The organism is Sandaracinobacteroides sayramensis, assembly GCF_022014495.1.
Lineage (GTDB): Bacteria > Pseudomonadota > Alphaproteobacteria > Sphingomonadales > Sphingomonadaceae > Sandaracinobacteroides > Sandaracinobacteroides sayramense.
Genome location: NZ_JAKLSQ010000004.1, coordinates 13,060 through 25,942, shown reverse-complemented (window position 1 = coordinate 25,942; position 12,883 = coordinate 13,060). Strand labels below are relative to the sequence as shown.

At 68.9% G+C, this 12,883-nt stretch carries 15 protein-coding genes; 1 reads left to right on the top strand and 14 read right to left on the bottom strand.

The window, feature by feature from the left end; all coding sequences use genetic code 11:
• Positions 1-207 precede the first annotated feature (207 nt).
• The 12 genes from L6Q21_RS04355 to L6Q21_RS04300 all read right to left on the bottom strand — a co-directional run bounded on the left by L6Q21_RS04355 (position 208) and on the right by L6Q21_RS04300 (position 10,152).
• The gene (locus L6Q21_RS04355) at positions 208-1,434 is read right to left on the bottom strand and encodes a glycosyltransferase (protein ID WP_237829355.1); all 1,227 of its coding nucleotides are present in this window, start codon (positions 1,432-1,434) and stop codon (positions 208-210) included.
• Positions 1,435-1,441: 7 nt separating this feature from the next.
• Positions 1,442-1,990 carry a DUF2141 domain-containing protein gene (locus tag L6Q21_RS04350; RefSeq protein WP_237829352.1) on the bottom strand — a complete coding sequence of 183 codons (549 nt, stop codon included), beginning with the start codon at positions 1,988-1,990 and terminating at the stop codon, positions 1,442-1,444.
• A 1-nt stretch (position 1,991) separates the two neighbouring features.
• Positions 1,992-2,975 (bottom strand): hypothetical protein, encoded by a 984-nt coding sequence (locus L6Q21_RS04345; protein ID WP_237829351.1) that lies wholly within the window; start codon positions 2,973-2,975, stop codon positions 1,992-1,994.
• 338 nt (positions 2,976-3,313) lie between these two features.
• Positions 3,314-4,846: an acyl-CoA carboxylase subunit beta gene (locus L6Q21_RS04340; protein WP_237829350.1), complete on the bottom strand. Its 1,533-nt coding sequence runs from the start codon at positions 4,844-4,846 to the stop codon at positions 3,314-3,316.
• Between the two features lie 81 nt (positions 4,847-4,927).
• On the bottom strand, positions 4,928-5,629 hold the full coding sequence (locus L6Q21_RS04335) for an ATP12 family chaperone protein (protein ID WP_336246224.1): 702 nt from the start codon (positions 5,627-5,629) through the stop codon (positions 4,928-4,930).
• Positions 5,617-5,826: a hypothetical protein gene (locus tag L6Q21_RS04330; RefSeq protein ID WP_237829349.1), complete on the bottom strand. Its 210-nt coding sequence runs from the start codon at positions 5,824-5,826 to the stop codon at positions 5,617-5,619. The genes L6Q21_RS04335 and L6Q21_RS04330 overlap by 13 nt, the downstream gene beginning before the upstream one ends.
• Positions 5,819-6,472 (bottom strand): HAD-IA family hydrolase, encoded by a 654-nt coding sequence (locus L6Q21_RS04325; RefSeq protein ID WP_237829348.1) that lies wholly within the window; start codon positions 6,470-6,472, stop codon positions 5,819-5,821. The genes L6Q21_RS04330 and L6Q21_RS04325 overlap by 8 nt, the downstream gene beginning before the upstream one ends.
• Entirely contained in the window at positions 6,469-7,545 is a 1,077-nt protein-coding gene (locus L6Q21_RS04320; protein WP_237829345.1) for an RluA family pseudouridine synthase, read from the bottom strand. The genes L6Q21_RS04325 and L6Q21_RS04320 overlap by 4 nt, the downstream gene beginning before the upstream one ends.
• Positions 7,542-7,898, bottom strand: coding sequence for a fluoride efflux transporter FluC (locus L6Q21_RS04315; RefSeq protein ID WP_255696720.1), 357 nt, complete (start codon positions 7,896-7,898; stop codon positions 7,542-7,544). Before L6Q21_RS04315 ends, L6Q21_RS04320 begins: the two co-directional genes overlap by 4 nt.
• A gap of 23 nt (positions 7,899-7,921) precedes the next feature.
• Complete coding sequence (locus L6Q21_RS04310) at positions 7,922-8,773, bottom strand: hypothetical protein (RefSeq protein ID WP_237829342.1); 852 nt, start codon at positions 8,771-8,773, stop codon at positions 7,922-7,924.
• A gap of 11 nt (positions 8,774-8,784) precedes the next feature.
• Positions 8,785-9,816, bottom strand: coding sequence for a phage tail sheath family protein (locus tag L6Q21_RS04305; protein ID WP_237829341.1), 1,032 nt, complete (start codon positions 9,814-9,816; stop codon positions 8,785-8,787).
• A 12-nt stretch (positions 9,817-9,828) separates the two neighbouring features.
• Positions 9,829-10,152 (bottom strand): MmcQ/YjbR family DNA-binding protein, encoded by a 324-nt coding sequence (locus tag L6Q21_RS04300; protein ID WP_237829340.1) that lies wholly within the window; start codon positions 10,150-10,152, stop codon positions 9,829-9,831.
• 12 nt (positions 10,153-10,164) lie between these two features.
• Here L6Q21_RS04300 and L6Q21_RS04295 point away from each other — a divergent pair, with 12 nt between their 5' ends.
• Positions 10,165-10,308 carry a hypothetical protein gene (locus tag L6Q21_RS04295; RefSeq protein WP_237829339.1) on the top strand — a complete coding sequence of 48 codons (144 nt, stop codon included), beginning with the start codon at positions 10,165-10,167 and terminating at the stop codon, positions 10,306-10,308.
• 129 nt (positions 10,309-10,437) lie between these two features.
• On the opposite strand, the gene L6Q21_RS04290 is transcribed toward L6Q21_RS04295, so the two are convergent.
• Both L6Q21_RS04290 and cobS read right to left on the bottom strand, forming a co-directional pair.
• A complete protein-coding gene (locus L6Q21_RS04290) occupies positions 10,438-11,742 on the bottom strand; it encodes a replication-associated recombination protein A (protein WP_237829338.1) in 1,305 nt (434 codons plus the stop codon).
• Positions 11,743-11,844: 102 nt separating this feature from the next.
• Positions 11,845-12,846, bottom strand: coding sequence for a cobaltochelatase subunit CobS (cobS, locus tag L6Q21_RS04285; RefSeq protein WP_237829337.1), 1,002 nt, complete (start codon positions 12,844-12,846; stop codon positions 11,845-11,847).
• Between the last annotated feature and the right edge of the window lie 37 nt (positions 12,847-12,883).

Sequence of the window (12,883 nt, the reverse complement as noted above, 5' to 3'; positions counted from 1 at the left end):
CAGGGGGCTTTGCCCCCTGGACCCCCAGCAGGAGGGTGACCCTCCTGCACCTCCATAAGTTTGCAGAAGAGCCCCCCGAGAACCGGCGTGCGTGCACAGCCGTCAGTCCCGGGGGGCTCTTCTGCAAACTTAAAGGGGGTCAAGGGGCGTCACGCCCCTTGCGGGGTGCAGGGGCAGAGCCCCTGCGTTCAATCTCCGAACGCGCGCCTACGCCGCCGCCGGGAGCGCGGTGGGTTCGTTGACGGGGGTTGGCATGGGCGACAGCACCGGCGGGTGGCTGTTGCGGTAGAGGCTGAACAGCCGTTCGAAATGCTGCGCCGGCGTGGAGATGTGGGAGCGGCGGGCGCCGATGGCGTTGACTCTCAGCTGGTCCGGGTTGCGGGTGAGCAGCCGGTGGATGGCGTCAGTGGCGGCGGCGGGGTTGCCGGGCTCGTAGAGTTCGGACCAGGCCGGGTCGGCGGCGTCGGTGCATCCGCCTTCGGAGGGGAGGATGAGCGGCAGGCCGGTGGCGAGGCCCTCGCTGGCGACGAGGCCGAAGGTCTCGGCGCGGCTGCCGTGGATCATCGCGTCGGCGGAGGCGAGGATTCGGGCAAGCTTCTCCCGCTCGCCGACATGGCCCAGCAGCTTCACATTGCCGGCGGCGGCGGCGGCCTTGTGCACGCGCTCGTTGGCGAAGCCGTTGCCGATCTGCACCATGGCCACGCCCTCGTCGCGCAGGGCGCCGACGGCCTCGAACACCACCGGCCACTGCTTTTCATGGTGATGGCGGCCGACTCCGACCAGCAGCCGGGCGGAGGGCGGCAGGCCGAATTCGGCCAGCATCTGCCGGCGCAGTTCCATGTCGCGCTTGCAAGGGTGGAACAATTCCTTGTCCACGCCCAGCGGGATCAGGTCGGACCGGATGTCGGCCTGCTTGCGGATGCGCTGGCCGAACCAGCGGCTGCCGACGACGACGCTCTGGAAGCGGCCGGCGGTGCGGGCGAGATAGCGCCAGTACCAGGAGGCGGCCCTGTCGACGGTTTCGGCCTTCAGGAAGCCCTGCGTCCAGACCTGGAAGTGGGCGGCGACCGGATCGGCGTGCATGAAGAGGGCGCGATGGGCGCGGTTGGCGGCGCGGCCCTGCCAGTTGGCCACGATCCAGGCGCCGCGGAAGGGGGAGGAGGCTTCCACCACATCGGGCTTCAGCTCGTCCAGCAATTGCTGGACGGGGGCGGCCTTCCAGAACACATGGTAGCGCTTGTCGACCGGGATCACCGGCGCCTTCACATAGATCACCTGCCCGCCGTCGCGCGGCTCGACCCTGTCTTCCGGGCCGGGGGCGATGACCGTCACCTTCGCGCCATTCTGGTGCGCGAAGTTCAGCTTGGCATCGATGTAGGTCTTCACCCCCCCGCCCAGCGGGGCATAGAATTCCGCGACGTCGACGATATGCATATTGCCCCTAACGCCTTTCACCTGGCTGAAGTTCTTTCCGGGGGATCGGGCCGAAGCCAAGTCCCCTCAGATAGTTGAGCGTGACTTCGGATGTGTTGAGGCCGGCGTTGAATTGCATGGAGACGTCCGCGGCCTTGGGTCTGGTGTTGAAGATGCCCACCTTGGGATTGCGGGTGAAGGTGGCGCCGTCCTGCTTGTAGTTGAACTTGCGCACGCCGGAGGGCGAATGGAAGGCGCCCATCGCATAGGTGCCGGGCCCCGGCAGCGGCACGCAGATCGTCGCGGCGCCGCTTTGTGGCACCGGCACCGTCACCCGCTGATAGGCCTTGCCTTCGGCCAGCAGCTCGTGGTGGTTGCGCATGAAGTCGCCCTCATTGCCCGGCCACAGCTCCACGCGCAGCGTGCCTTCGCGGTTCTTGAAGCCATCCACCGTCAGCAGCACGGCGTCGCGGCCGGAACCCGGCCGGCAGGCATCGGCGTCGGGGCCCAGTATCTGCCCGGCGGAAGCCGGAGCGGCGAGCAGGAGGGCGGCGGAAAGAAGAAGCAGACGCGACATTTCAGATACTCCCGGCAACGGGGGTTGGCAGTCGGTCCGCGGCGATGGTCTCGCCACGGCTTTCGACAAAGGACGCCCCCGCGTAGGAAATCACATGGCTCACAAGGTGCAGCGCGCCGGCGGCCGCCATCAGCGCCGCCACTTCCGGCGCGGCGCTGCCCGTCAGGCTGACGCTAATCGCCGCGAACAGAAGCTCCTTGTTGGGCACGAAGGGCAGGCGGGTCACCACCATCCTTAGCGCCCCCAGCACGATCCAGGTGCCGACATCGACGCTCGGCAAGGCGATGATCCAGGCCAGCAGCAGCAGCGCCGAGCCGGCGATCAGCCGGCCGCAGTGCAGCAGGAACAGAAGCGCATTCTCCCGCGCGGAGAGGCTCATCACCTTGCGGCTGAACAGCAATATGCCCATGCTGATCGAAATCACGAAGGCGAAGCCCAGCCCCACGGGGCGCATCGCCGCGCCGGAGAAGGCCTGCTCCACCGCCGGCCCGCCGCCCAGCGCCAAGGCGAGGCCCAGCATCAGCAGCGTCGCCACATTGCCCGCCAGCGCCGAAGTGATCGCCACATCCTTCACGGCGGCCAGCGGCCCGGCGCCGACCTCGCGCGCGCCCAGATTCTTCTTCGCCCACATGAACAGATAGGCGTCGCCGGAATAGCCGAAGACCGCCTCGTTCAGCACCCGCTTCTTCGAGAAGATGGCAAGGGCGCGCGGCGTCAGCGGCCACCAGCGGCGGAAGATGACATATTCGGTGATCGGCGTCGCCATATAGGACATGGCCACCAGCAGGTAGAAAAGCGGGTTCGAAGGCAGCACGGCCAGCACTTCGCCCCAGCCGATGTCCGCCACCGCGCTTGCGAGATAGACGAGGATGATCGCCGACAGCCCCAGCGACAGCGCGCGGCGCGCCACCGGCGGCAGCGAAACGGCGCCTTCCAGACGGGCGCGCGCGGCCTTCAGGCCTTCCATGCGGGACTCGGACAGCATCTCATGCTCCGAGCTAGGGGCCGATTGCGACCGGAAAGGGGCAGCATCGCGCCCGAAACCTGCCCCAATCCTTGCTTTTTCGTGAACGCGCCCCCGATTCACCCACATTCAACAAAAAGCCCCTCCCGGGAAGGGCGCGCTGCGAAATCCGGCATGGCGGCAACAGGGGGGGGGTGAACCCAAGCTGTCGTCACCCCGGGCTTGACCCGGGGTCCAGCTTTTCCACTCCCACGGTGCCGGGGAGAAAAAGCCGGACCCCGGGTCAAACCCGGGGTGGCGGAGTTCCGGAATCTCGAAGCCATCCAGGAGGGGCCAAACCCCCTACAGGTCAACCCATTTCAGAGCGGGATATTGTCGTGCTTCTTCCACGGGTTCTCGAGGCTCTTGGTGCGCAGCTTCCTGAGCCCCACGGCGATCCGCTTGCGGGTGGCGTGCGGCATGATCACCTCGTCGATGAAGCCCATGGAGGCGGCGACGAACGGGTTGGCGAAGCGGGTTTCATATTCCTTCGTCCGCTCGGCGATCTTGTCCGGGTCGCCGATGTCCTTGCGGAAGATGATCTCCACCGCCCCCTTGGCGCCCATCACCGCGATCTCGGCGGTGGGCCAGGCGTAGTTCAGGTCGCCGCGCAGATGCTTCGACGCCATCACGTCATAGGCGCCGCCATAGGCCTTGCGGGTGATGACGGTGATCTTCGGCACGGTGGCCTCGGCATAGGCGAACAGCAGCTTGGCGCCATGCTTGATGATGCCGTTATGCTCCTGCGCCACGCCCGGCAGGAAGCCCGGCACGTCGACGAAGGTGATGATCGGAATGGAGAAGGCGTCGCAGAAGCGCACGAAGCGCCCGGCCTTCTTCGAGGCGTTGATGTCCAGGCACCCGGCCAGCACCATCGGCTGGTTGGCGACGATCCCCACCGTATGCCCCTCGATGCGGGCGAAGCCGATCAGGATGTTGCCGGCGTGGCCCGGCTGCACTTCGAAGAATTCGCCGTCGTCCGCCACTTTGCGGATCAGCTCGTGCATGTCGTAGGGCTTGGTCGCGCTCGCCGGCACCAGCGTGTCGAGCGAGGGCACCATCCGGTCGTGCGGGTCGGCGCTTTCGCGGTGCGGCGCGCCGGCGCGGTTGTTGAGCGGCAGGAAATCGAAGAAGTCGCGGGCGCGCAGCAGCGCGTCCACATCGTCTTCCATGGCGAGGTCGGCCACGCCCGACTTCGTGCTGTGGGTGATGGCGCCGCCCAGTTCCTCCTGCGTCACCACTTCGTTCGTCACCGTCTTCACCACGTCCGGGCCGGTCACGAACATATAGCTCGAATCCTTCACCATGAAGATGAAGTCGGTCATCGCCGGGGAATAGACGGCGCCGCCGGCGCAAGGCCCCATGATCAGCGAAAGCTGCGGCACCACGCCCGACGCCAGCACGTTGCGCTGGAACACCTCGGCATAGCCGGCGAGGCTGGCCACGCCTTCCTGGATGCGGGCGCCGCCCGAATCATTGAGGCCGATGACGGGCGCGCCCACCTTCATCGCCATGTCCATCACCTTGCAGATCTTCTGCGCGTGGCGCTCCGAAAGCGAGCCGCCGAAGACGGTGAAGTCCTGGCTGAACACGAACACCAGCCGGCCGTTGATGGTGCCCGATCCCGTCACCACGCCGTCGCCGGGGATCTTCGTCTCGGCCATGCCGAACTCGACGCAGTTATGCTCGACGAACATGTCGAGTTCCTCGAAGGAGCCTTCGTCCAGCAGGATGTCCAGCCGCTCGCGCGCGGTCAGCCGGCCTTTCTTGTGCTGCGCGTCGATCCGCGCCTGCCCGCCGCCGAGCCGGGCGGCCGCCCGCCGCTTTTCCAGTTCCTCCAGAACCTTCACCATGCGCTATCCCTCAAAAAAACCGAATCCGTCGCGCAAAGCGACTAGCGGGCGCGAACGCCCCTGTCACGACTTCCGGCCGCTTTATCGCGAAAGCGCCAGAAATCTAGCCGCCGATGCAAATTCTGAACAACGCCGGGCGCGCACGGCCGCCGCTTCGCCATCCTCGCCCCACTGCTCGGCCTGCCAATCCTCGTCCAGCGCCCCGGCGGCGAAAGCCTCTTCCGAGGTCAGCGCTCCATCCAGATGCGCCAGCGCCAGCACCGCCGAGCCGCTCAGGCTGACGATCGGCTGCAGCGCCGCCAGTTCAAAGGGCGACCGCTCGGCGAACAGCCGTTCGATAGCCGTCAGCGTTTCCTCGGGCTGCGGCACATGCATCACCCCCGCCGTCCGCTGGAACAGCAGCCCGTGGCGGGCCTCCACCCCCTTCAGCACCGGCTCCCACACGGCCGCCTGCCGCGCCACCAGCCCGGCGGGATTGTCCGCGCGGTAACAGGTGAGATCGGAAGCGGCATAGCGCGCAAGGCCGGCGGCGAATCCGGCGCGGTCGCCGGCCACCAGATCGACCGCCGCATTGCCAAGCCCGGTCAGCGGCAGGGCGTTCGGCCGGACCTCCCCTTCGACCGCCCGCCACTCTTCGGCGATCGCCTCGGCCAGCGCCCCTGTCGGCAACAGCAGCAGCGCCCGTTCCGGCGTGCGCAGGGGCCGGCCGTCCAGCGCCACTTCCCAGCCGTCCGCGCCTTCCCGCGCTTGCGCCACCGCCCAGAAACGCTTCACCGCCGCCACCAGCGGTTCAGCGCCTTTGGCCCCAGGAAGGCGATCCCCGCCCCCTTCGCCACCAGCAGCAGCCCGCCGCCCAGCGCCAGGACATGCCCGGCCGAGCCGGCCGCCAGCCAAAGGCCGGTGGTGGCGACGCCCAGTCCCCCCAGCCGCACCAGCGTGTGCGCCCAGAGCTGCCGTTCGGCGGGATCGCGCTCAGCCATGGATCAGCGCCCGCAGATGCGCGGCGTCGGCGGCGACGCCTACGGCGCCGGCCTCCAGAAGCTCGGCGCCGTCATGATAGCCCCAGTCCACGCCGATCGCCCGCACGCCGGCCGCCACGCCCATGCTCACGTCGAACACCGTGTCGCCGACGATGCAGGCGGCCTCCGCCTCCACCCCGGCATCCTCCAGGCATTTCCGCAGCATGGAAGGGTTGGGCTTGGAAGGGTGCCGGTCGGCCGTCTGCAGGCTGACGAAGTGCCGCTCGATCCCATGATGCTCCAGGCAGAGCTTCAGCCCCCGGTCGCTCTTGCCGGTGGCCACCGCCAGCAGCCAGCCGGCGGCCTCCAGTTCCGCCAGCAGTCCGGCGATGCCGTCGAACAACGGCTCCGGGTCCAGCCGCCGGTCGGCGCGCAGGCGCTGGAAGACGGTCTTGTAGTCGTCCGCCAGCCGCGCGTGCAGGCCGGCTTCCGCTTCCGGCAGCAGTGCCTGCATCGCCTCCACCAGGCTCAGCCCCACCACCCGCCGCACGGCGTGCGGGTCGGGCGCGGAAAGGCCGAGCGCCGCGAAGCTCACATCCATCGCCCGCAGGATATTCGCCTGGCTGTCCACCAGCGTCCCGTCGCAATCGAACACCGCCAGCTTCATTTGGGCTTGCTTCCGCTCCGGCTGCGCCGTTCCCCCCGGCGGTTGCCGCTGGTGGCCGTCGACAATCGGCGGCTCTTCTTCGGCGGCGCCTTCAGCGGTTCCGGCGGCGGCAGGTCGCCATCGGCCTCGCTGAAGCCCAGCGCCGCCAGCGTCTCGGCGAAATGCGTCGGCAGATCGGCCTTCACGTCCAGCTTGCCGCCATCGGGCAGGGCGATCACCAGCCGCCGCGCGTGCAGGTGCATCTTGCGCGAGACGCCGCCGGTCAGGAAACTCTCCTTGCCGCCATATTTGCCGTCGCCGACGATCGGCGTGCCGGTGGCGGCGGCGTGCACGCGCAACTGGTGCGTGCGCCCGGTCAGCGGCTGCATCTCCACGAAGGCGGCGCGGTCGCCGGCGCGGTCGATCACCCGGAAACGGGATTTCGCCGACTGGCCATTCGCCTCGTCCACATGCATCTTCTCGCCGCCGCTCCCCGGCTGCTTGCCGATGGGCAGGTCGATCAGCGCATCGTCGAGCCTCGGGCCGCCGGCGGTGATCGCCCAATAGAGCTTCTTCGTATCCCGCGTGGCGAAGCATTTGCCGAAGAAGGCGGCGGCGCGGCTGGTGCGCGCCAGCAGCAGCACGCCCGAGGTGTCCTTGTCCAGCCGGTGCACCAGCTTCGGCCGGCTCTCGGCATCGAATTGCAGCGCGTCCAGCAGCCCGTCCACATGCTCGAAGGTCTTGCTGCCGCCCTGCGTCGCCAGCCCGGGCGGCTTGTTCAGCACCAGCGCGTGCTGCGACCTGTGGATCACCAGGCTCTGCGCGAACTCGATCTCCTCGGGCGAAAGCTCGCGCCGGGCCTTCACCGGCTTCGCCGCCAGCACGGCGACCGGCTCCACCGGCGGCACGCGCAACACCTGGCCTTCCGCCAGCCGGTCCCCCGGCCCGACGCGGGCGCCGTCCAGCCGCAACTGCCCGGTGCGCGCCCAGCGGCTCACCTGGTTGAAGCTCACGTCCGCCATATGGCGCTTGAACCAGCGGTCGACACGGATGCCGTCGTCGTCCGCCGCGATCACATGTTCTCGCTCGCTCATGCCGCCCACCGCCCGAAAGCCAGCCCCAGGAACAGCGCGGCGACGCTCAGCACCGTCGAGCCCAGCGCATAGCCCGCCGCCTGCCCCCAGGCGCCGCGCTCGATCATCTGCACCACGTCCAGCGAGAAGGCGGAAAAGGTGGTGAAGCCGCCCAGCACGCCCATGCCGATGAACAGCCGGCTGCCATCGGCCTGCAGCCCGCGCGCCATCAGCCAGCCGACCATCACCCCCATCAGCAAACCACCCGATATGTTCACGCCCATAGTGCCAAGGGGCGGCGGCAACAGCCGGTAAAAGCCATAGCGCGCCATGGAACCCAGGGCGCCGCCCAGCCCGACCAGAAGAAAGTTCATCACGCGCCCACATAGCCCGGCCGTCAGCCAATGCCAAACGTCCATCCTTCGGTGCGGGCGATCGCCCGGCTCATGCCTTCGGGCCGCCACCAGCGCCGGTCGGGCGAAAGCGCCCGAAGCGCGGCAGCCGACACCAGAACGTCGGTCTCATGGTCGCTGTAGGCGCGCGCCGGAACGCCTGCGCTTCCCAGCGCCGCCAGCGCCGCGTTCAGCCCCTCCACCTCCCTCAGCTTCAGCCCCCGCCCGCCGGCATGGCGCAGCATCGCGCGCGTGTAGATCTCCACCACGGTGCGCGGGCCCGGCGCCTCGAACGGCCAGATGGCATGGCTTCGCCGCAGCCGGTGGAGCAGCCGCATGCCGGCGAAGCTCGCCTTGGCCACCTGCGCCGCCCCCACGCAGTCGAACACGGTCGAGGCCTTGCCGCCGCCGCCGGCGTTGAAGCGCTGCTCGCACTGGCGGAAATGCAGGAAGCCGGCTTTCGGCCCGTCGGCCGCCCCCATCCAGAAATGCGGCCGCGCCGCGCCCCGCATGAAGCCGGCCGCGCCATAGTCCGGGTCGTCCGAATGCCTTTCCACATGCCCCCAGAAGCCCGGCGCGTCGCCGGCGGTTTCAAGGCCGGGCAGATAGGCGCCGCGCTCCACGAACGGCGGCGCGAAGGAGAAGTCGAACCCGGCCAGCACGCGCCCCGGCAGCGCTTCCAGCCAGTCCGCGACCTCGCCGCGCGCCCAGCCGCCGGGCGAGGGCGGCGGCACGATCGCCGGCGCCCCGTCGCCGGCTTCGGCCAGCGCGACTGCAATGCCCTTGTGCCGAACGCCCTTCGCCCCGGACCAGTCGACCGCCACGAAACGGTCGAACGAAGGCGCGCCGGAGTCCATGAAAGCGGGAATCAATCCAAAGCGGCGGCGGGCAGTGTCAGCCGCCAGAACAGAAACTCCCCCGGTCTCGTCAGCGCCAGCCCCATTTCCAGTATCAGCCGCCCGGACACGCGATCGTCCTCCGCCACGCTCGTCCGCTCGCAGCGCAGGAAATAGGCCTGTTGCGGCGTCTGCCCCTGAAAAGCGCCCTGCCGGAACAGCTGGTGCAGGAAAGCGTCGGCCTGCATCCGGGCGCTTGCGCACAGCAACTCGCCGTCCGCCTCGAACGCCGCCCAGCGCAGCGCCTGCGTCAACGAACGTTCGACCATCCGCACCGTCCGCCGCACGTTCAGATAGCGCCACTCCACATCGCTGGAGAGGGTGCGCCCGCCCCACAGCAGATGCCCCCGTCCGGGAAAGCTGCGAAACAGGTTTACGCCCAGCGGGCTGGTGAGGGATTGCGCCCGTTCGTCCAGCTCCACCGCTGGCCGGTAAGGGTCGGCCGTCGCCTGCACGCCGGATGGCGCCTTCCACACCCCCAGCCGCCGCTCCATCCGGGCGACCACCCCGGCCGCCACCATCGAAGGCGGCACGGCGCCGCCATCGGCGGCCAGCATCCAGGGGGCGAAGGCTGCGGCATCCTTCCAGTCGGCGCCGCCCGCCTGCCGCCAGGCCTGCAGCTTCGCCCCGGAGGTCGCCGCCCAGGGGGCATCCAGCAGCAGCATGGCGCCGGCCGCGCGCGCGGCCTCGGCCAGAGGCGCCAGCAGCGTCCAGTCCCCATCCGCCTCCGGCGCCGCCACCAGCCCCATGCCCTCGGGCAATTCCACCGGCGCCAGCGTGAGGGAGGGCAGATAGACGGCCTCCCGCCCACCCAGCTCGAAAAAGGCGCGCAGCCCGGCCGCCACCCGCCCCTCGGGCAGGCCGGCCGCCGCAATGTCCTCGACCCGGCGGAGCCGCGCGGGCCGCTCGCGCGCGAATCGCCCGATCACCGCCAGCCGGTTCATCTCCAGCATCTCGACCGGCCGCGGCCCGGGCGACATCTCCTCGATCGCAACTTCCGGCATCCGCCGCCTCCCTCAGTCCGCCAGCCAGGCCTTCGCCGCCCGCCGCGCCCAGGCCTCCCGCAGCAGCGGCGCGAGATCGTGCCTGGCAAGGCGATCATAGCGCAGCAGAACGCACGGCCAGCCGACATAATGCGGCGTCTGGAAGAAGATGTCCGGCTCCATCTCCATCAGCAACGCCACCCGCTCCAGGTCCAGCATCAGCACGAAATGGTCGTCGGCCTTGCCGTGGCAGGCGATCACCTTGCCGCGCACCTTCAGGGCAGGGCGGCCATAAGCGGTGGAGGCTTCCGCGCCGCGCAGTTCCAGCCCGGCCTTCGCGACATCGTCCCAGTCCATCTTCCGCTCTCCTTGCCACGGAACTTCCCGCCGCCTGCGCCGTTTTCCATCCATTGCACAGGATGGAGACATGAAATGGGAAAAGGCCTGATTCTCTGGCTGCTGGGCGTCCCCGGAATCGTCGTGATCGGGCTGCTGCTGTTCAACGTCATCTAGGTTGAGGACTCATACAAGTAATTGATGTGTTTCGTCATCCCGGGCTTGACCCGGGATCCCGCTTTCTGCTCCGCTGGTCGTAAAGCTGGACCCCGGGTCAAGCCCGGGGTGACGAAGGGAGTATGATTTCTAAACCTGGCCACGGCGGGCTGAGCGCAGATTCTCCCAATAAGCCATCCGCTCGGCGATCAGCTTTTCCCGGCCCCGGTCGGTCGGGTGGTAGAAGCTCTGCCGCCCCAGCTTTTCCGGCCAGTAATCCTGCCCCGAAAAGGCGTCCGGCGCATCATGGTCGTAGGCGTAGCCGGCGCCATGCCCCAGTTCCTGCATCAGCTTCGTCGGCGCGTTGACGATCGTTCGGGGCGGCGGCAGGCTGCCGCTTTCCCGCGCCGCCTTGAAGGCGGCCTTCTGCGCCACATAGGCGGCGTTGGATTTGGGCGCGGTCGCCAGATAGAGGCAGGCCTCGGCGATCGCCAGTTCCCCCTCGGGGGAGCCCAGGAAGTCATAGGCGTCCTTCGCCGCCAGCGCCACCGCCAGCGCCTGCGGATCGGCGAGGCCGATATCCTCGCTCGCCATCCTGACCAGCCGGCGCAGCAGGTAGAGCGGCTGCTCGCCGGCCACCAGCATCCGCGCCAGCCAGTAAAGCGCCGCATCCGGGTCGGAGCCGCGCACCGACTTGTGCAGCGCCGAGATCAGGTCGTAATGCCCGTCCCGATCCTTGTCGTAGACGGGCACGCGCCGCTGCAGCACGGCGGCCATCGCCCGGCTGTCCAGAAGCTGCCCGCCTTCCAGCGAGAACAGCGTCTCCGCCTGCCCCAGCAGGAACCGCCCGTCGCCGTCGGCGCCCGCCACCAGCGCCGCGCGCGCCTCGTCCGTCAGCGGCAGCGTCCGCCCTTCCGCCGCCTCCGCCCGCTCCAGCAGGGCGGACAGCGCCGCCTCGTCCAGCCGTTCCAGCACCAGCACCTGCGCCCGCGACAGGATGGCGGCGTTCAGCTCGAAACTGGGATTCTCGGTGGTGGCGCCCACCAGCGTCACGGTGCCGTCCTCCATCGGCCCCAGGAATCCGTCCTGCTGGCTGCGGTTGAAGCGATGGATCTCGTCCACGAACAGCAGGGTCCGCTGCGAAGCGACGCGGGCGGCGGCGAAGATCGCCTTCAGGTCGGCGGTGGAGGTCATCACCGCCGAAACGCCGACGAAGCGATAGCCGGCGCTTTCCGCCAGCAGCCGGGCGATGGTGGTCTTGCCGGTGCCCGGCGGCCCCCACAGGATCAGGTTCGGCAGCCTTCCTGCGCCCACCATCCGCCGGAGCGCGCCGTCCGGCCCCAGCAGGTGCCGCTGCCCCACCACCTCGTCGAGGGACGCCGGCCGCAGCCGCTCGGGCAGAGGCGCCCGCCCATTGTCATCGCCTGCCGGCGCGGATGCGAACAGATCGGCCATCGCCACCTATATGGGCGCGGCGGGCGTTGGCGAAAAGCCACTTCCGCGCCCGGCGGAAGCTCTTTCAGGTCATCCGCGGGCGCGGCTGACTGTCCTTTCGGGTCATCCGTGGGCGCGGCTGACCACGCTCTCCGGCAACTCCTCGCCGAACACCCGCTGGTAATATTCCGCCACGATTCCCCGCTCCGCCTCGTCGCAGCGGTTCAGGAAGCTCACGCGGAAGGCGAAGCCGATGTTGCGGAAGATATCGGCGTTCTGCGCCCAGGTGATGACGGTGCGCGGGCTCATCACCGTGGAGATGTCGCCGGCGATGAAGCCCTGCCGCGTCATGTCCGCCACCTTCACCATGTTCGCCACCACCTTGGGGTCGGTGTGGGGGGATTTGGCGGCGACGATGCTCGTCTCCGTCTCGGCCGGCAGATAGTTCAGCGTCGTCACGATCGACCAGCGGTCCATCTGACCCTGGTTGATCTGCTGGGTGCCATGGTAAAGCCCGGAGGTGTCGCCAAGCCCCACGGTGTTGGCGGTGGCGAACAGGCGGAACCAGGGGCTGGGGCGGATCACCCGGTTCTGGTCGAGCAGGGTCAGCTTCCCCTCCACCTCCAGGATGCGCTGGATCACGAACATCACGTCCGGCCGGCCGGCGTCATATTCGTCGAACACCAGTGCCGTCGGGGTCTGCAGCGCCCAGGGCAGGATGCCCTCGCGGAATTCCGTCACCTGCTTGCCGTCGCGCAGCACGATCGCGTCCTTGCCGACGAGGTCGATGCGGCTGATATGGCTGTCGAGGTTGATGCGGATGCACGGCCAGTTGAGCCGCGCCGCCACCTGCTCGATGTGGGTGGATTTGCCGGTGCCGTGATAGCCCTGGATCATCACCCGCCGGTTGAAGGCGAAGCCCGCGAGGATCGCCAGCGTCGTATCCGGGTCGAAGACGTAGGTGGGGTCCAGGTCGGGCACCCGCTCGTCGGCTTTGGAAAAGGCGGGCACCTGCATGTCGATGTCCACGCCGAAGACCTCGCGGGCGTCCACGAAGGTGTCGGGCGCGTCCATCAGCGTCGGCGCATGGCGTTCGGTGTCGGCGGCGAGGTTCAGGCTGGTCATGGGAGGCTGTTGCCCCCCGAACGCCGAATCCGCAAGA